Source organism: Gracilimonas tropica DSM 19535 (assembly GCF_000375425.1).
GTDB classification, from domain to species: domain Bacteria; phylum Bacteroidota; class Rhodothermia; order Balneolales; family Balneolaceae; genus Gracilimonas; species Gracilimonas tropica.
Genome location: NZ_AQXG01000004.1, coordinates 65,196 through 84,804 on the forward strand (window position 1 = coordinate 65,196; position 19,609 = coordinate 84,804).

At 40.5% G+C, this 19,609-nt stretch carries 15 protein-coding genes and 1 riboswitch; of the genes, 11 read left to right on the forward strand and 4 right to left on the reverse strand.

Translation table 11 applies throughout. From position 1 onward, the window contains the following. Positions 1-401 precede the first annotated feature (401 nt). Positions 402-2,258: a TonB-dependent receptor plug domain-containing protein gene (locus B151_RS0108605; protein ID WP_020403220.1), complete on the reverse strand. Its 1,857-nt coding sequence runs from the start codon at positions 2,256-2,258 to the stop codon at positions 402-404. 169 nt (positions 2,259-2,427) lie between these two features. Next, positions 2,428-2,645, reverse strand: a riboswitch (cobalamin riboswitch). A gap of 47 nt (positions 2,646-2,692) precedes the next feature. After that, a complete protein-coding gene (locus B151_RS0108620) occupies positions 2,693-3,979 on the reverse strand; it encodes a hypothetical protein (protein WP_020403223.1) in 1,287 nt (428 codons plus the stop codon). Positions 3,980-4,364: 385 nt separating this feature from the next. Between B151_RS0108620 and B151_RS0108625 the strand changes: the two genes are divergently transcribed. The 7 genes from B151_RS0108625 to B151_RS0108655 all read left to right on the forward strand — a co-directional run bounded on the left by B151_RS0108625 (position 4,365) and on the right by B151_RS0108655 (position 12,189). Further along, positions 4,365-7,337 (forward strand): two-component regulator propeller domain-containing protein, encoded by a 2,973-nt coding sequence (locus tag B151_RS0108625; protein WP_169332200.1) that lies wholly within the window; start codon positions 4,365-4,367, stop codon positions 7,335-7,337. Between the two features lie 139 nt (positions 7,338-7,476). Continuing rightward, on the forward strand, positions 7,477-9,147 hold the full coding sequence (locus B151_RS0108630) for an amidase (protein ID WP_020403225.1): 1,671 nt from the start codon (positions 7,477-7,479) through the stop codon (positions 9,145-9,147). Positions 9,148-9,307: 160 nt separating this feature from the next. Next, on the forward strand, positions 9,308-9,766 hold the full coding sequence (locus B151_RS0108635) for a GyrI-like domain-containing protein (protein WP_020403226.1): 459 nt from the start codon (positions 9,308-9,310) through the stop codon (positions 9,764-9,766). Next, positions 9,756-10,250: a VOC family protein gene (locus B151_RS0108640; RefSeq protein ID WP_020403227.1), complete on the forward strand. Its 495-nt coding sequence runs from the start codon at positions 9,756-9,758 to the stop codon at positions 10,248-10,250. Before B151_RS0108635 ends, B151_RS0108640 begins: the two co-directional genes overlap by 11 nt. A gap of 63 nt (positions 10,251-10,313) precedes the next feature. Beyond that, on the forward strand, positions 10,314-11,093 hold the full coding sequence (locus tag B151_RS0108645) for a S1/P1 nuclease (protein WP_020403228.1): 780 nt from the start codon (positions 10,314-10,316) through the stop codon (positions 11,091-11,093). A 400-nt stretch (positions 11,094-11,493) separates the two neighbouring features. Further along, entirely contained in the window at positions 11,494-11,703 is a 210-nt protein-coding gene (locus B151_RS0108650) for a cold-shock protein (protein WP_020403229.1), read from the forward strand. Between the two features lie 129 nt (positions 11,704-11,832). Continuing rightward, positions 11,833-12,189 (forward strand): DMT family protein, encoded by a 357-nt coding sequence (locus B151_RS0108655; RefSeq protein ID WP_020403230.1) that lies wholly within the window; start codon positions 11,833-11,835, stop codon positions 12,187-12,189. 64 nt (positions 12,190-12,253) lie between these two features. Here the strand turns inward: B151_RS0108655 and B151_RS0108660 are convergent, their stop codons facing one another. Both B151_RS0108660 and B151_RS18300 read right to left on the reverse strand, forming a co-directional pair. After that, positions 12,254-13,777 (reverse strand): S10 family peptidase, encoded by a 1,524-nt coding sequence (locus B151_RS0108660; RefSeq protein ID WP_020403231.1) that lies wholly within the window; start codon positions 13,775-13,777, stop codon positions 12,254-12,256. Between the two features lie 83 nt (positions 13,778-13,860). Further along, positions 13,861-15,180 carry an aspartyl protease family protein gene (locus tag B151_RS18300; RefSeq protein WP_020403232.1) on the reverse strand — a complete coding sequence of 440 codons (1,320 nt, stop codon included), beginning with the start codon at positions 15,178-15,180 and terminating at the stop codon, positions 13,861-13,863. A gap of 359 nt (positions 15,181-15,539) precedes the next feature. Between B151_RS18300 and B151_RS0108670 the strand changes: the two genes are divergently transcribed. The 4 genes from B151_RS0108670 to B151_RS0108685 all read left to right on the forward strand — a co-directional run bounded on the left by B151_RS0108670 (position 15,540) and on the right by B151_RS0108685 (position 19,608). Further along, a complete protein-coding gene (locus B151_RS0108670) occupies positions 15,540-15,749 on the forward strand; it encodes a cold-shock protein (protein ID WP_020403233.1) in 210 nt (69 codons plus the stop codon). A gap of 79 nt (positions 15,750-15,828) precedes the next feature. Then, a complete protein-coding gene (locus B151_RS0108675; RefSeq protein WP_026166580.1) occupies positions 15,829-17,031 on the forward strand; it encodes a saccharopine dehydrogenase family protein in 1,203 nt (400 codons plus the stop codon). Positions 17,032-17,081: 50 nt separating this feature from the next. Then, the gene (locus B151_RS0108680) at positions 17,082-18,182 is read left to right on the forward strand and encodes a fatty acid desaturase family protein (RefSeq protein ID WP_020403235.1); all 1,101 of its coding nucleotides are present in this window, start codon (positions 17,082-17,084) and stop codon (positions 18,180-18,182) included. 133 nt (positions 18,183-18,315) lie between these two features. Further along, the gene (locus tag B151_RS0108685) at positions 18,316-19,608 is read left to right on the forward strand and encodes a M20/M25/M40 family metallo-hydrolase (protein WP_020403236.1); all 1,293 of its coding nucleotides are present in this window, start codon (positions 18,316-18,318) and stop codon (positions 19,606-19,608) included. Position 19,609: the final 1 nt, after the last annotated feature.

Below are 19,609 nucleotides of genomic sequence, written 5' to 3' on the forward strand. Positions count from 1 at the left end.
CTAATATAGACGAGTGAAGATGATTCAGCAAGAAAAAAAACGATTACTTTTCCACAAAATCGGAGACTTATCCACATTAGAAAATCAAATACGAATCAAGATCCCTACAAAGAAAATAATATTATACTTTTTATTGATTTATTATATACCAGATGCTTAGATGATTCATTTCAAAAACAATAAAAAAGCCCTTTAATAAACTTAAAGAGCTTTTTTTTGGTTCTTTATCGAATTTCCTGTCAGGAAAAGTTATCCACATTTAAAAATAATACATGCATGACCTCAAAAAATTAAATCATTAAATTTATCATGTATTTAACTAATTATTAATCAACAAATATGAATAAATATTTTCAAAATTCATGATCTAACTTTTGCACTTCTTATGTAGATAATTTTCCTTAATAATTGAATTGCAAACCTCCCTTAAAATGTATGCCGGGCGTGTTGAATCCATACACTTCAGTATAATCTGTATTCAGTAAATTGTTAACGTCCGCAAACAAGGTCAGCATCCCATCAAGTAATTCATACTTGGTTCCAATGTTGACAAGCACATAAGCATCAAGCGTGGTGGATTCGTTCTGAAAAGTGTCCGTGCTGAAGTAAATATCCTCGCGCTCTCCGACATATTTCCCATGAAGATTCGCACTCCATTCCGGTGTAATTTGCCGACTCACATTTACCCCAAAAGCATGATCAGGACGACGAATTAGATTATCCGTTTCTTCCCCGTTTTGAGTGATTGCACCGTCCAGATAATTATAGTAAACCTGAGCACGGGTGTTTGGCCAGATGTATTCGGTTTCAACTTCAATCCCGGAATCATGTTGCTCATTCACATTGATGTAACCAATATTTGAGTCGTAAGAAATCAGATCTTCAATTTGGCGCTGAAAGTAAATGGCACTAATGCGAAAGCCCGATGATGAATGACGATATTTGATACCACCGTCTAAGGTCAGGCTTTTTTGAGGTTCCAGATCTACGTTTGCTCCAAAAGGACCGAAAAGTTCGTTTAAAGTCGGAGCCTTAAAGCCCGAACTGACCGATGCTAAAAGCTTCACTTCGTCATTTATGTTAAAGACCGGAGCAATGTTAAATGTCCAGTTGGAGCCGTATTCGCTGTGATCGTTCAGCCTCAGCCCAAGTTCGGCATTCAAACCAAAAGACGATTCGAGGAAGGCGGTCACATATGGACTTACGATTTGTGAAGCCTCATCAATTCCTTCAAGTTCAAAACCGAGATTTTGATAGTTGAATCCTGCAAGCAACCGGATTTTCTTAAAGCGATTGTAAGTAGCAAACACATCAGAATTGAACAGGTTTGCTTTGGGATTGAAAACCCCAAAATCATCCGTAAACTTGCGCTCGGTTTGGGTAAAAGTGGAAGCCTGGCGAAGCTCAAAATCACCGGTTTTAAATTGAAACCGGGCACCCGTATTTAACAGGTTTGCCTCATAACGGTTATCCGCATCGGAAAAAGCGCCGGCGTCGTAATCTCCGTCATAGGTGGAATAATTCACAAATGGAGCAAAATTGAAATTCTTCACCGGTTCTACATTTATTTCTGCGGAGGTATAGATGCGCTCATACCCGTCTGCTCCGAAATCCGCTCCTTCGGTAGGTTCTGCTTCTGTAATTCCTTCCGTAAAATCGCGCGAGACATTCAACTTATAGCTTGTAATGCCTGCGCTTCCGTTTGCAGCAAGCATTAATTCATTAGTATTAAATGATCCGTAAGCTGCTTTTGCATTGAGATTAAGCGTGCCTTTCTCCGGTTTTTTAGTGATGATGTTGATCACCCCGGCGATAGCATCTGAGCCGTACAGCGTGCTCATGCTGCCTTTTACAATCTCGATGCGCTCTACATTATCCAGCGATATCAACCTAAGATCGAAAGCGCCTCCTTCACCGGAGGGATCCGTAACGGGAAAACCATCAATAAGAATGAGCGTGTATTGCGTAGCAGCACCGCGCAGGTATACGGATTTATCCTTGCCGGGACTTGAGATGGCCCCGTTGATCATCAATCCGTTTTGCTCATTCAACAATTCCGAGACAGAAGCTCCCGGATGTTGTTCAATTTCAACACGATCAATGACGGTGACCGGTTTTGTAGTTTCGCGTTCTGTGGTTGGAGTTTTGGATGCAGTGATAACAAATTCCCCAAGGTCTAGCGTATCCGCTACCTGGGCATTTGCCATCTGAGTTGCCGCCAAGAATACCGTAATTAGTATGGTAAATGAATACTTCATGTATCTGTTTTGTGAATTTGAATTTAAGTTTTGGCGGGTAAAATTGCTTAAGGCCCAACCAGATACAGCAATTACACAAACTTATGAAAGTTCGGAAATGATACAGTAATTCTGTTCAGAGATGTTAAGCATGATTGTTTTTACGGCATGTCTTTTTACCCGAAAGAAATGCTACGGTTCAATGATGGCAGGTCTCCTGGCTTTCCGTTGGCAGCGCCTTCCCGTTCTTTTTTGAACAGTGGCAAAGGTGAGGCTGCAAGTGATCCGTTCAGCTTAACTGATCGAATTCGGATTACAGTTGCGGGAACAGCTCTCGTTTTTCACGAGATTCCCTTTTAACTCCGGGCGATTTACAATCTGCCCGAGACCATCATTAAGTCGGTTAAAAAACTAAACAGTTTAGAAATGGAAACAAAACAAAATCCCCAAAATTATCAGTTTCTGAAAATGGGGATATTGAATGAAAGGTCAATTGTGAACTTTGGCATTACAGGTTGAGATACACGATATAAAGTATAAGGAGGGCCACAATTGCACTGAATCTCAAATTCTTCCTCAATGTCTTCCTTTTTTTCAAACCATTGATTTCGGGTTGATTTCACTGCCAAATAGCTCAGACCCAACTCAAAATCAATTTTTTTATTAAATATTGAAATCGTATTTCCTCCTCTGATACTTACAGAAGGAGTTGCATATGCGGTTGGTATCCTTTGTTTAACTTTTAAATTTTCATCGAACTGGTTCCTAAAATCTTCATCTGTGGTAATAGCACTATAATAGTTTTCAGAAGAATTTAAATTTATTGCAAACTTCCCTTCAAGGATCACATAGAATCGGTCTAAATTTTTTTTAAATCCCAAACTACCATAAAGCATGTTTAAATTTGCTATAGTGCTAGTTCTCAATAAGCTCGATCTACCCTGAGTTGGGAAAAAAGTACTTACAAATCCCTGCTGATAATAAGTATATGTCAAAGTTCTTCTTGAGAAACCCAACTCAAAGATTATCGAGTTTATTTGACTTCTTGAATATTCGACATTAATAGCAGCCAGAAAATCAGGTGAATCAATACTGTATTGACTACTTGGAATTAAGCCAAATCCAGTGCCTATCCTAATTCCATAGTTACGAATTCCATCCGATAAATAGCTTTTATCAATTTCATAGTTATCGTCCAAACAGCTATTTAAAATATTAACGGTCTTAGCCAAATCAGAGGTTGCATAATCCAGATCATCAATATTTTGGTCAGTAATTTTCTCACAGTCACCACTAAGTCCTCTAATAAACATTTTATAACTACCTAATGTTAATAATGTTAGATTATATCCTTGACCTTTGATAAAATAAAAGGATTCCCCCAGCTTGTTTCTGAATACATACAAAGAATATAGATCAGGCTGATCTATCAATACTTTTAAGAAAACATATCTTTTTTCTGTAATCGCTATATCATCACTTAGTTTGAAGGATCTGAATACTTGCTCATAATCATAACCGTATTCTGAGATATTTCCCGGATGATATTGTTTAGCATTTTCTAAAATTCCCCTTTTGAAAAAATTTATTCTCAGGTAGTTCTCTTGATCATCAGGCAGGAACACTTTTCCTGTGAGCGTATCTCCCTTAAGGTCTATAACATAAGCTTTGGCTAAATTTTGTCCGAAAACTAAATTTGAAACACCCGAAAATAATAAGACAAGGAAGAAATATTTATACATATTAGCCTCTAAATAAGTTTAACATCTAAGTTAAAGTTATTATGGGGATTTTCTATCGATTTTAATCTGAATGCAAACACTGATTTAAATTCCATTAATGCCCTTATAAAACAACTTGGCTAATTGGATCTTCATTTAGTGAATACCAGAATAATTTAAGGCTTGCGGAAGCACAAGAGCACCGACTTCTAATGTTTTTTTATTCGTGAATAATGAAACGCTCAGCTGTGTTATTGAACTCAGAATTAATTAATTTGCTGATAATAACAGCCTATTTGAATGCGGTACAGCCAGTTACGGTTCTTTTTAATTTCGACTTCCTTAAATGTATTTTACCTCAAATTCATCTCTCTTAAGTGGTTTTTTATTATCATTATTAATCATTTTGCCACTTAAAGCTCAACAAAATAGTACCGTTGAAGTTGAGCAGCAATACGTGATTAGCAATTGGAATAACACCAATGGTTTGCCACAAAACACGGTATTTGATATCACACAGGATGAGATCGGCTATCTTTGGTTTGGAACAGAAGAAGGGCTTGTCCGCTTTGACGGACTTGAATTTAAAATATTTGATTACACAACTTTTCCAGAATTAGTTTCTCCGATGTTTATTGATATAGAAGCATCGACTAAAAGTGAACTTTGGGCAGCAAGTCGAAGCGATCTGGTAAGTATAAAGAACGGTACTGCAACTCATATCTCTTTTGAACCCTTTTCAAAAGACCATATTTCTGATATTACTCTGACCTCAGATGGAATTCTTCTTGGTGGTACCGTAACAGGAAAGATCTTTCGTTTTAAGGACGATTCCCTCTCCTGGGTTAACCAATGGAATGATCTTAAAAAAGAGCTATCCATTCTAACTATTGAACAAAATGGTACCGAAACCTTGATCGGTACTACTAATGGACTTTATAGTTTCGATCACGCTACCGGGAATATCACTAAAGTTTCATTTTTGAATAATATCCCGATTCGCTCCATTCATATAATTTCAAATAATAACTATTGGGTAGGGACAGAGTCAGATGGAATATTCCACAACAATAATGGATCGATAAAGAAATACGGTTTAAAAGAGGGACTTCAAGAAACTTTCATCAATGACTTATACTCAGATCAATCCGGCTCCATTTGGGGAGTGACATCAAGTTCTGGACTTTTTCATATTGATAAAGATCATTTTTTATCATTTCCCGACTTCGAAAGTTTAAGAGAAGATCTTAGAAGTATCTATATATCTGATACCGGAATTATTTGGATAGGTTCTACAGGTTCTGGATTGACTCGGTTAAAACCAGCCGAAGTTCTTCAATCAAATAAAAAGTGGGGACTGTCTTCAACCATTATATTACCCATATACCAACATAAAAACGGGGACATTTGGATTGGGACTGCAGGACAGGGCGTGCGCCGCATAAAAAATAACGATGTAATAGCATATACCCGCAGCTCAGGATTAAGTAACGAGATCATTTTAACTATTTACGGTACGGAAAATTATATCTATGCGGGAACAGCCTATGGATTAAACCGATTTAATTTAAGCTCAGAATCATTTGATAAGGTATTCACAACAAAAGATGGTTTAGCAAGCAATATTGTTCAGGCTGTTTATGAAGATGCCTCAGAATTAGTTTGGATTGCCACACGAAGCGGAGGAATTCACACTATCAAAGATGGGAATATTTCTCAATTGAATGTTCCAAATGAACTTCGGGAAGCTGAATTTGTAAGTTTTTTTGAAGATTCAAAGAATAATATTTGGATAGGTTCTAATGGAAATGGAGCTCTCAAAATTTCTCCTGAACGGAGCATTACTGTATTCTCTAAAGAAGATGGACTGAACAGTAATGTTACTCACTATTTTTATGAAGATGAAGAAGGAGATATCTGGGTTACCACCTCTTATGGCCTGGCTTTAATCGAAGGGGACCAAATCACATCATACAATCGCTCCAATGGGTTAAAAACAGATGAGATCTATTTTATTAAAAAAGATCGACATGGCTTTCTTTGGCTTAGTAGTAATTTTGGACTGGAACGAATGCATGCAAGTGAATTAAAGAGAGCAAAAAAATCATCTTCAACATCATTTAAATTCCATACTCAATTATTTACCGATGCTAATGGAATGCCCAATTCCGAAGCCAATGGTGGAATATTCCCCGCCGGATGGGAAATGCAAAATGGAGAAATTTGGATCCCAACGGTAGAAGGTCCCGCAATCATCCCTTCCTATTTAACCAACAGAGCAGACCGCAAAGTAAACATCCATTTTCAAGCGATACGTTATGGGAATGAAACCATTTCGCAAGTCGAAAATATCTCCATTCCAGCCGGTGTACATTATTTAGAAGCGGATTATACCAGTATTAATTTTACGAACCCCAAGAACGTGGATTTCGAGTATCGGATTAGCCAGCTTGATACTGACTGGACAGATGTGGGAAATAGACGCACAATATATCTTACTCTTCAAAACCCCGGTTCTTACACCCTTGAAATAAGGGCTTTCTATAACGGCACCTATTCCGATCTTGAGAAACAAAATTTTACGATCCAGCCCTTCTTCTACCAAAGCTGGTGGTTTAAACTGCTGATTTTATTTATTTCCGTAAACATAATTTTCTTAGTTATTAAACTCCGGTCTGAATCAAAAATATCTACCAGGCTTCAACAAAGTGTCGAAGAGAAAACGAAGGAACTTCAAAAGGGCTTGAAAGAAAAAAATGTACTACTGGAAGAAGTTCATCATCGCGTAAAGAATAATTTAGCGGTCATCTCAGGGCTACTTCAAATTCAACAATTTGAAACCGAAGATGATATCACAAATAAAATTTTAGGAAACAGTGTTGCCCGAATAAAATCATTGGCCCTTATTCATGAAAAACTATATCAGTCAGAATCATTAAGTAACATTGAGTTTCAATCCTATCTTAAGGATTTAATAAGGTCGATAACTCAGTCTTCAGATACTTTTAAAGAGATAAACATTCATCTTGAAAGTGATGAAGTTTTGATGAACGTAAATCAGGCTGTTCCTTGTGCCCTTATCTTAAATGAAGTAACCACAAATGCTTTAGAGCACGCTTTTCAAAATCAAGAAACCGGTAACATCTGGATCACGGTATCCAAAACTAATAATAGTGTTACTTTTTCAGTTAAGGATAATGGAATTGGCATTAGTGAGGATGACTACCTGAAGAGTAAAAGCATTGGAATTACCATTATAAAAACATTGATAGATCAATTAGATGCATCCTTCAAAATTGTTAGTGAGGAGGGTACAAAGTTTGTCTTCTCTTTTAAATTACAGGACATCAAAGGTGCACATGGCCATAACATAATGTAGATTTCGCATTTGATTAAGATTCTTAGATTTAGAATTCTATAAATCTTTACAATCCAAACATTGATTTACTCCCCTATTCTACTCATAATCCTATCCGTATTTATTACCGTTCTAAATCTGTTCCCAAGCTATCCAGACCATGAAAAAGTTTAATAAAATCATACTCTTTTCCGGGGGAATTTTCCTTGGTTTTATTTTCGCATTTACACTCATTCAAAATGAAGACCGCCCTATCACTTCCGAAATGATTCAGGATGCTGCATCTGTCATTGGGCTGGAGTTCACCCAGGCTGAACGGGATACCATGATAGAAGCACTGGAGGATACAAGAGCCGATCTCCAGTCCATTCGGGATTTTAAACTCGATAACAGTGTGCCTCCTGCCCTAAACTTCAACCCCATTCCAGTAGGTAAACAATTTGATTTTCAGCAGCGGGCTCAGGTTTGGGATCTTCCCGAGAATGTTCAACTGCCGGAAAATCGTAATGACCTCGCTTTCTATACTATCGGGGAGCTGGCTTCTTTGATCAAAGACCGAAAGATCACCTCCGTTGAACTCACCGAATTCTTCTTAGATCGCATTGAGAAACACGATGAGAAACTGGAAGCCATCGTCACAGTAACCAGGGAACGGGCTTTGGAACAAGCCGAGAAGATGGATGTTGAATTAGAGCAGGGAATCTACCGGGGTCCTTTGCATGGGATTCCTTACGGAGCCAAAGATCTGTTGGCGGTTGAAGGATATAAGACTACCTGGGGCGCTATGCCTTTTAAAGATCAGGAAATTGATGAAACAGCAACGGTCATCAAAAAACTGGATGAGGCCGGAGCCGTTTTGATCGCAAAAACAACCCTTGGCGCATTGGCTTACGGTGATATCTGGTTTGGAGGACGAACCAACAACCCCTGGAATTTGGAGCAAGGCTCGAGCGGCTCTTCGGCCGGATCGGCATCGGGCACCGCTGCCGGATTATTTCCATTTGCCATTGGCACTGAAACCCTGGGTTCTATCGTGTCTCCTTCTACCCGAAATGGGACAACCGGTCTGCGTCCTTCTTATGGCCGGGTGAGCCGAACCGGAGCCATGGCTTTGAGCTGGAGCATGGACAAAATCGGCCCCATCACCCGAAGTGTTGAAGATGCCGCATTAGTTTTTAATGCCATTTACGGCCCGGATGGTATCGACCAAACCCTGGTACAAATTCCATTTAATTATCAGGCCGACCTTGATATTTCAACATTAAAGATCGGTTATCTGAGATCGGCTTTTGAGCAAGATTACTGGAACAGGCAGCGCGACAGCCTGGTGCTGGAAACTTTCCGGGATATGGGTATTGAGCTTATTCCCATCGAGCTTCCCAAATTCAATACCGGTCCACTCCGCATTATCCTTACCGCCGAGGGAGCGGCAGCATTTGATCAGCTAACCCTGACCGACCGTGACGATATGATGCAGTGGCAGGAGCCCAATGCCTGGCCAAATACTTTTCGGGCTGCACATTTTATCCCCGCAACAGAATACATCAATGCGAACCGGGCACGGCATCAGCTCATCCAAAAAATGGATTCGGTTATGCAGCAAGTGGATGTATACATCTCTCCTGCTTTTGGCGGAGGAAACCTGCTGATCACCAACTTAACCGGCCACCCAAGCGTAGTACTGCCCAACGGATTTACGGACAGCGGACAACCCACGAGTGTCACTTTTGTGGGAGATCTTTTTGATGAAGCTACGTTATTGTCGGTAGCCAAAGCCTACCAGGAAGCGACAGATCATCATAAAAAACACCCTCCTTTATTCACAGACTGAGCAACGCAGCTATAATTCATGATCTGCATTTAACCTATTAATCTTACTTTATTGCCAGTAAAAGCGGGATACGTGTACAGTTCAGCTTGGGGAGTTACTTGTGACAGTAAAGTTGCTTTTTCATAGATTCCCATAATCTCCAATTAAAAATATCACGTTCATGGAAATAGTAAAACTGGACTCTTTTTGGGTAACAGGATTCGAAATTCAGGCTACTTTTAAAGAGCTTTGGGAGCAAATGCCAAAAGCCTGGGATACCCTTTTCGAGAATGCAGATCAGATCACGGACCGTGCATCAGAGCCTTTTATGGATATTAGCTTTGGGAAGAATCAGTATGGGATCTATACTCAGTTCATAGGTGCAGAAGTTTCCGGTTTAAACGGAAATGTACCAAAAGGCATGCAGCGTCTTGAGATCTCAGGCGATACCTACCTGCATCATAAGCATACCGGAAGCCTAAAAGAAATAGCAAATTCATTCGGTGAAATGTATACCTGGGCTGAAGATAACAACCTGACACTTGGCGAGTTTAAATTAGACATTGGTTATCTGCCAAATGCTAAAGAATCATCCCATGATCTCTATATAAAAATTGAGGACCAGGACATTGAAAAATAAATACACTGCTCCGGCACAAACCCGCATCGGCCATGTACACCTCAAAGTATCCGATCTTCAGCGATCTCTGGATTTTTACTGTGGTTTGTTGGGATTTGAACTCATTACCACTTATGGTGAAGACGCTGCTTTCATTTCTGCAGGCGGGTATCATCATCATATTGGATTGAATACCTGGCAAAGTAAAGGAGCTCCACCGGCCCCTAAACGCAGCGCCGGACTTTTCCATACAGCCATCCTTTACCCTACCCGGAAAGATTTAGCAGAGATCCTGCAGCGGCTCATTGATGAGCAATATCCCATCTCTGGTGCTTCCGATCACGGTGTCTCTGAGGCTATTTACCTGGACGATCCCGATCAAAACGGAGTGGAACTGTACTGGGATCGCCCCAAAGATCAATGGCCTAAAAAAGAAGACGGCAGTATAGATATGTTCACTAAAACGCTGGATGTAGAAAGCCTGCTTGGTGAACTTCACAAATAATTTACTGAATCATAATCTTACGCCTTTTATCTTTCACAAAATATCAAACCAAATTATTATCTCATGACAAAACTTATCGCCTTTTTATCCATTTTTATTTTTGGGTTCTCTACTATCGGTACTGAAGCTCTTCGCTGGGGACAGATCGGGCACCGTACTACTGGTTACATAGCCGAACAATACCTCACTGAAAAAGCGGCTTCTGAAGTAAAACGGGTCTTAGACAATGCATCGCTGGCTGAAGTGAGTACCTGGATGGATGAAGTTCGCTCGGATGGCGGTTACGATCACATGGCCCCCTGGCATTATGTAACCATCCCGGAAGGCGAAACCTACGAGACTGTTGAAAAAAATCCTGATGGCGATATTCTTTGGGCTATTGATAAAATGGTAACCGAATTAAAAGAAGGAGAGCTTTCCCCAGAGCAGGAGGCGGAAAACTTGAAGGTATTAGTGCATTTGGTGGGAGATCTGCATCAACCCCTGCATGTGGGTAATGGCACCGATCGTGGCGGAAATGATGTACGCGTTCAATGGTTTGGAGGAAATTCCAACCTGCACCGTGTTTGGGACAGCGAGATGATAGACAGCAAACAACTTAGCTTCACCGAGCTTTCCCGGTTTATCAATCACACCACACCCGAGCAAGTTGAAGAATGGCAAAGCAGTTCGGTCTATGATTGGGCTTATGAATCTCAGGATCTTCTTCCTCAAGTGTATGATATGCCTGAAAATAAAAGATTGGGTTACGAATATGGCTATCAAAACTGGAATACGGTTGAAATCAGACTACTCAAAGCCGGAGTGCGACTTGCCGGATTGCTCAACGAAATCTACGGATAGCTTCAGTGATGAAGTGATAAAGTAGCTGGATGGTTTGGTACGTGCGCGAGGTGTATGACTGGGCTGTTTTAGATTTTCACAAAAATAACAACCGGGCCAAAAGTCCAACCGGTGGTTTGAATCGATTACTAACGTGTTCCTAACATACCTAATCACTTCATCACTCTATCATTTCATCACTACAAAACTTTTCATTTGGTATTGGTCAGAATTAAGGAGACCTTTGAAGTGCAAATTAATTTAAGGCAACATCGGTATTATTCAGTACAGTATTTATTTCCCTTCTCTGGTTTGTATAACTAACATTTAATTCATCGCAGCCGATTTTTGAAATGAAGTATGCCCATCTTTTAAGCATATAACACACTGTGCCTGCGAACAACATTTATAACACAACATTATGGAATACGGTAAAGTAAAATGGTTCGATACTCAAAAAGGATTTGGGTTTATCAAACCTGACAATGGTGGAAAAGATATCTTTTTACACCGCAACAACATTGAGAACCTTGGTTTTAACGAAGGTATCGATGATGGTGAAGAAGTTGAGTACTCTGTGGAAGAAACTCCCAAAGGCCTGAGTGCTACGGAAGTGTATATTCTCGAGTGATCTTTTCACTTTGTGAAATTTTAAAGCTCCCCGGATTAAATTCCGGGGAGCTTTTTTTATTCCTGTTATTCCTTCGTGATGAATTTAGTGATAATTTTAGCGCTCTCTCCTTCCCTAAATTACTATCACATGAAACCTACCTTAATTACTATCATTCTTTTATCCCTGAGTAATGTATTCATGACCTTTGCGTGGTACGGACACCTAAAAGAATTAAACTCCAAACCCTGGATCATTGCGGCATTAATAAGTTGGGGGATCGCTTTTTTTGAGTACATGATACAAGTACCGGCCAACCGGATAGGATATACCGTGATGGGAATCGGGGAGCTGAAGATACTGCAGGAAGTGATTGCATTATCTATATTTGTTCCATTCGCTATTTATTACATGAAAGAGCCTTTGAAACTTGACTATCTATGGGCTGCTCTTTGTATTCTTGGAGCTGTCTTTTTCATTTTTCGCTCCAAATTATTTGGCGCATAAAAAAGGCTCCCTTTTCAGGGAGCCATAAAGCGTCAAATTATCTGTCTAATTAGAAAACCCATGTTTAATATTTAGCCGGGACTCCTTCTTCCGGGATGGAATTTCGGATAAACTCCCGAATATCTTCATTCGAAGTCGCCAGGTCTTCCGCGCGTAAATACATCATATGTCCGCTGCGGTATCCCTTAAACGACATTCGGTCCTTCAGTTTTCCGCTTGGATCCATATTCCACATCGTATATTTGGCATCAAAATAAGTAGTGCCTCCATCGTAATAACCGGATTGAGTCATCACATGCAGGAATGGGTTTTCAGCCATGGCCGACCGCAGCTGTTCACCGGTATTATTTCTGCTACGGTCCCAGGGATGTACCGGCCCGAACGTCCAGTACTGAAGATCGGTTTCATAACCAAGGTCGTTCCTTAGATAATGATTGATAGCCGGTGTAAACGCATGATTCCAGGCGGTGAGTGCCGGGTCAAAATCGTAACGCTCACCTCCATTTTCTCGGTCAATCCCCCGATATCGGGAATCAAGCCGGCCAACTGTTAACCCTTCATCCCGAAGCAATTCTTTCCAGAAAAAGGATGTCGATATTCTGAGATTCCGGTCCAGTACAGCTTGTTTTGAGATCCCGGAATACAAAGAAACTTTTTCAGCAATCTCATCCCGCTCTTCATCACTGATGAAACCACCTTTAGCAAGTGCAGGAATGTATTCGTTAATGGTGAAGTCCTCTACTTCCGGTAGGATCTCAGCAAGGTCTTTCTGTTTAAGGGAACCCTCAAGTGCATTATGATACCAGGCCGTTGCTGCAAAATATGGCAGTGGCGTAGCATCCCCAACGGCTCCATCTCTTTCAATTCCCAAGCCGGTTGGAGATACAAGGATCACTCCGTTCAGATACATCCAATGGGCAGATTGCAACCGGTTTGCGAGCCCTGAAACCCGCGTGGTTCCGTAACTTTCCCCAATCAAATACTTGGGTGAGGGCCAGCGATGATGGCGGTTCACAAAGGTATTGATCCAATCAGCCAGGTATTCTACATCAGCATTTACCCCAAAAAACTCACTGCGGTCAGCCTCTTCATCCAGTATTCGGGAAAAAGCAACATTTACCGGGTTCACAAAAACAATATCGGCTTCATCAAGAATAGAATGAGGGTTGTCTTCCACCCCATAGGGTTGAATGGGAAATCCTTCCTCATCGATCTTCAACTTCTTGGGACCGGTGTAGCCTATGTGCATCCACACTGAAGCAGAGCCGGGACCACCGTTAAAAGAAAAAACCAGGGGCCGCCGGCTTTTATCATCCACATCAGAGCGCTGATAATAGGTGTAAAAAAGAGTTGCTACAGGCTTACCATCTTCATCCCAAACCGGCATATTTCCTACCGTTGTTGTGTAAGGCACGCGCTTTCCCTTTATAGTAACCTGATGCTCCGTAGTGTTACTCCAGTCTACTTTAGTAGTCCGTTCAGCCATCTTTATGGCCTCCTGTTGCACACTTTCCTGAGCATAAACAAGTGCAGTATTTGACGTGATCATCAAAGCTGCAAATAATAATAGATAGTTAGGCAGTTTCATATTGCTAATATTTTTTAGAATTGATGGATTGTATTTAGCAATTATGACGCTGAATTTCTTGTGAAAAACAGTAAATTTTTAAATCAGTTTATATTTGAGTCTACCCTAAGCTGATTCTCCAGCCTGAATTTAAATCGCTTATACACTGAATCTCGCTGAACACCGAGTATCAAGTTCCTGCTCTGTCTCTTTTGTAGATAGGTGATCAGTTCGTTCAGGCTCATTTTGGTTACCGGTTCTCCATTAATGAATTTTATGACATCTCCCTTTCTAACCCCCTCACGGTCTGCCGGAGAATCTTCACGAACATCAGACACAACGTAAAGAGGAAGGTCTGCCACCGGAGTATTCACTTCAATACCGCTAAGGTTATAGTAAAAACGGTCTCCAAAATCTTTATTTGCTCTTACATATAAGGCTTGATTGGGATAATGAAAAATTACCTTGAACCGCCTGAGAACTTCCCCTCCAAGGCTCCCATTCCTGTCCCCAAGACTGAATACTCTTCGGATAGATGCACTGTCGGGATAAGCTACCACCGGTTCATCAAATTTCATGTCCCCCATCTTAATGGATTCGATTCGCCCCATATGTCCGCTCACTTTACCGCTTAGCCCTACCCCGATAAGCGTACTAATTTGCGATCTGGGAACCGTAATTCCTTCATGAGTTAGATCATATAAAGAAAATGCATTACTGGAGCCGGTATCGATCAGTAAACGCAGAGGAATCTCATCTGCTCCGGGCTGATGCCTGAAAGTTACATCCACATACGGTTTTTTGTCTTCAATAAAGAGCGGAATCTTATGCCATTTTCGATGGCGGGGCAGTTTCTTGAATTTCTTCTCAAAGGAATCCGGATCATACAAAATGATCTCTTTGTCCAGGTAGTTGATCTCAACGGCGAAATCAGCAAATAACTCATAGCCGATTATACCGTGTACGTTAGTTCCCATAAATGAAGATAGTTGAAATATATCGTTCGTCAGGAAAAGCATATCCAGATCTTTACCAACCACATTTGCGATCTGAAGCTGATTTTTCTCGGAATAAAAAGCTTCAATAGGTTCCCCGGCTCCCAAACCCGACAACTGCACTATGCGCGAACTTTCCAGAAAAATTTCTTCCCCGATGGGAATCGTAGTGACCAGTGTTTTGGATACCCCGGTATCAAGAATAAACTTTAGTGGCACAGAACCATTGATCGAACCTTCGATTACGATCAGGTTATTAATAAGTTCAAATGGAATGGTGATCCGCTTATCCTTATCCCCGATTATTTCATAATAAGCCGTATCTGCTGTAACGGCTTCCGACTGCTGCGCCTCACCCATGGCGCTCATAGCCGGTAAAACTACCAGACAGGCAAAGAAAATTCCCGCAAAGTTTATTACACTTCTCATAAAATTATACCTAACAGATCCGTACGCTAAAATGAAACATTTGTTGAGATTGTAAACAATTACTCAACCCGGAAGGTTTGATTTTACTGTCATCTTACATTAAAAAAACGTGACCAGTTGTCACTTATAATTTGTGAAGATGTACATATAATAAATAAAACGGCCTTTATTTGGAGTTCATTGTAATAAAGAAGATATTATTCGTAATGCAAATGTATGGTATGGATCAGTATTAGCCTCTTCAGTTTAGTATTTGTTTCCCCTTATAGTTTGTACAACTAACAATAAATACGCGGCAATTTTCAATTATCCTTCCAGGAGTCAACAAATTGTCGCAAACATTACAACATTACACAATTATGGAATACGGTAAAATTAAATGGTTCGATGCACAAAAAGGATTTGGATTCATCGTTCCAGACAACGGCGGAAAAGACATCTTTGTTCATCGCAACAATATTGAAAACTTAGGATTTGAAGAAGGCCTTGCAGACGGTGAAGAAGTTGAATTTGAAGTTGAAGAAACTCCAAAAGGACTTAGCGCAGTAAGCGTATCCCGAGTCGGATAATTACTTATCTGTTTTTATTTTGAAACCCGGTCCTGTTTTCAGGCCGGGTTTTTCTTTTTCTACCCTATACAGTTTTGTTATGCCTGAACGAAATTTTGACCTAATACTGATCGGAGCTACCGGTTTCACCGGATCAAGAGCCGTTCAATACTTATCCGATCATGCCCCCAAAAACCTTAAATGGGGGATAGCAGCCAGAAATCCCGAAAAAATAAAGAATGTAGCAGATCGGCATAATATTGATGAAGACCGTTGTTTTATTGTTGATACAACGATCCGGGAACAAGTTGAAGCTGTAGCTCAAAAAACACGGATCATACTAACAACTGTTGGGCCTTTTTCACTTTATGGAGAGGAAGTAATTGCAGCATGTGCCCGGTTGGGCACGCACTATCTTGACATTACGGGCGAAGTTGGGTTCATCAAACAGATGAAAGAAAAGTACAACCAACTTGCGCAGAACAGTGGTGCTGCCATCATTCCCTTCTCAGGCTTTGACAGTATTCCAGCCGAACTCGCAGCCTTTTCGTTAAGCCGACGGTTTCCGCAAACTCCACAGAAATTAGATATAAGAGCACATTATAGTATTAGCGGTGGCTTTAATGGAGGTACTATTGCCACTATGTTGAATAAGTTTGAGTCCGGTGAGTACAAAAAGATGGGAAACCCGCGCCTGCTCATGGATGGTAAAAAGCAGAAAGTACACCCATCTGACCGAAATAATTTCTTGGGATACGATCGTACCCTACAGCAATGGTCTGTACCTTTCATCATGAGTGGGATCAACTCAAAAGTAGTTTACAAAACCGCTGAGTGGATGGCTGCACAAGGAAAGCCCTATGCAAAAAGTATCTCCTACAGCGAGCACATGAATTTAGGGCCATGGTACAATCCAATACCATTCATCGTCATCTCATTATTTCTAATTACGCTTCAGTTGCTCGGATCAAAAAAGTGGTTCCGTTCACTGATTAAGAAATTTGCTCCGGGTCCCGGCGAAGGACCTTCAGAAGATCAAATCGAAAACGGATTCTTCAAATTGCAGGCATTCGCTACAGATCAGGATGGTAAAGCAAGATCTATCCGTATTTCTTATCCAGGCGATCCGGGGAATAAATCGACCATTTTCTTTTTATGTGAAAGCGCATTGCTTTTGGCAAAACAGCATAGTTTTGCCAAAAAAGGTTTTCTAACCCCGGTTTCTGCATTTGAGGATCTGCTCCTAAATCATTTAAAGGCCAATGGTTTAAGAATTGAAAGCAGGGATAAAGTTGAAGTTTAAATTAAACTACGTACATTTAGGCGATTAAATTTTCAATTAGGAAGGGCTTAATGGCGGTTAATACAGTTACATTCAACAATAAAACAGACCAGGAATTCAGCAGAACAGTAAAAAAAAGAGTAAAGAAGTATTTTGAGGAGAACAACCTTTCTCAACATGCCAATGCAAAGATGGTCGTCAAAACCATCTTATTACTTGGCCTTTACTTCGGTGCTTATGCCTTGATCATTTCAGGGCAACTCTCGTTAGGCACTATGTGGGTATTGGCCGCAGTAATGGGTATTGGCATGGCCGGTATTGGATTTTCGATTTCCCACGATGCACTTCATGGCGCTTACTCATCAAATAAGAACGTAAATTATATCCTCGGACTTACCTTCGACCTTGCAGGCGCCAATGGTTACATCTGGAAGATCACCCATAACATTATTCATCATACCTATACCAACATCCATGGGCATGATGAGGATCTGGAAGTTGCGGCCTTCATAAGATTGTCTCCTCATTCTGAGCATAAACCTATTCATCGTTTTCAGCACATTCTTGCTTTCTTTGCCTATAGTTTTGCTACTTTTTTCTGGGTCTTCGTAAAAGACTACTGGTACTTCTTCAAGAATCCATTGGGACCTTATGAAAATAAGAATCACCCTCTGAAAGAATGGGTTACCTTAATTGTTACCAAGGCCATTTACTATGGATATACCATCGCATTACCCCTAATTTTACTTGATATCACCTGGTATCAGTGGCTGATCGGTTTTATGACCCTACACCTGACAGCCGGTTTTATTCTCGGGATCATTTTTCAGCTTGCACATGTGGTTGAAGAGACCATGCACCCCGAACCAAATGAAGATAACGTCATTGAGAATCACTGGGCAATCCATGAAATGATCACCACTAACAATTTTGCCAGAGATAATAAATTGCTTTCATGGTTTATAGGAGGATTGAACTTCCAGATTGAACACCACCTTTTTCCTAAAGTTTGCAGTATTCATTATCCGGAAATCAGCCGTATTGTAGAACAAACAGCTGTAGAATTTAATATTCCTTACAACCATCATCCCACATTCCGTGAAGCAGTAGCATCTCATTACCGTACGCTGAAAAACTTCGGTGATCCCAATTTTAACTGGCAACAAGCCTAACGAAATTGTTCAATTGAATTGAATTTTAAACTGAATGCTTTTACAGAGCTTTACGCTCTTATATCAATTTTTTTCAAATTGAAAAATTATGGTTCCTTACCATTCATAAAATTTTAAATCGCACCTAAGTTTTATGAAGTATCGGTTTTTGTTGGTTGCATTTATCATAGCCGGCCTATTTTATTCTGCCTGTTCAACAGAGCCGGAGATCAAAGAAGAGAATGTCAGTCGCATTATACAAACCTTGAGTTCGGACAAAATGAAGGGGCGTCATGCCTTTACACCCGAGATCAATGATGCGGCTAATTTTATAGCCGGTGAATTTCAAAAGATCGGATTGGCACCGTTGAATGATGAAAATGACTTTTTCCAGGATTTCACCATCTACTCATTGACGCCTTCTGAAACCAAAGTGACAGTCAATGGACAAGAACTGAATGATCAGGAATTCTTTGGGATCATTCATGAGGAGGAATTTGAACTCAAAGAGAGTAATTCTTCAATCCGCTACATCTCTGCTAATGATTCCTTTCGCGATGCTTTCCGGCAATTTATATCCAATGATGACCACAATATTATTGCCGTAGATAAGGCACATGAAAAATGGTTCCACCGGTACAGAGGATATTTCAACCGGGCAAACCGAAGTTTTGAACTTGGTGATGAACCGAATGATGTGTTTGTGCTGATTTCAGCCCCTATTCGCTCCTATGATGTTAGCTTCAAAAACAAATTGGAATCTACCGAGCTTTTCAATGTAGCCGGAATGATTGAAGGCCAAAGAAAAGATGAAATTGTACTTTTTTCAGCCCATTATGATCACATTGGTGTGATCACCCCAATGGATGAAGATTCCATAGCAAATGGCGCGAATGATAATGCCTCAGGAGTAAGTGGAGTGATAGAATTGGCTCGTCACTTTAGTCAGCAGCCGACTCCCGAGCGAACCATCTATTTTGTTAATTTTACGGCAGAAGAATCCGGAGGTTTTGGGTCTAAGTATTTCTCAAGGTATATAGATCCGGAAAATATTGTGGCCATGATCAACATCGAAATGATCGGAAAACCTGCTATTGAAGGCCCCGATTCAGGATGGATCACCGGGTTTGAACTTTCAGATCTTGGCGAAATTCTACAAAATAGTACCCATGATTCCAGTTATGTCTTTTATCCGGATCCCTATCCAAGCCAAAATTTATTCTATCGATCCGATAATGCTCCTTTTGCGCGGCTTGGGATCCCGGCACACACGATCAGTACCACTCCTATTGACATGGATCAAGATTACCATGGGGTGACCGATGAATTTAAAACGCTTGATATTTCTCATGCAACGCATACAATTCAAGCCATTGCAAAAGGGACTCAGGTGATCATTTCAGGAGAAAAGACTCCGACCCGAATCAATCCGGACAGCCTCAGGTAAT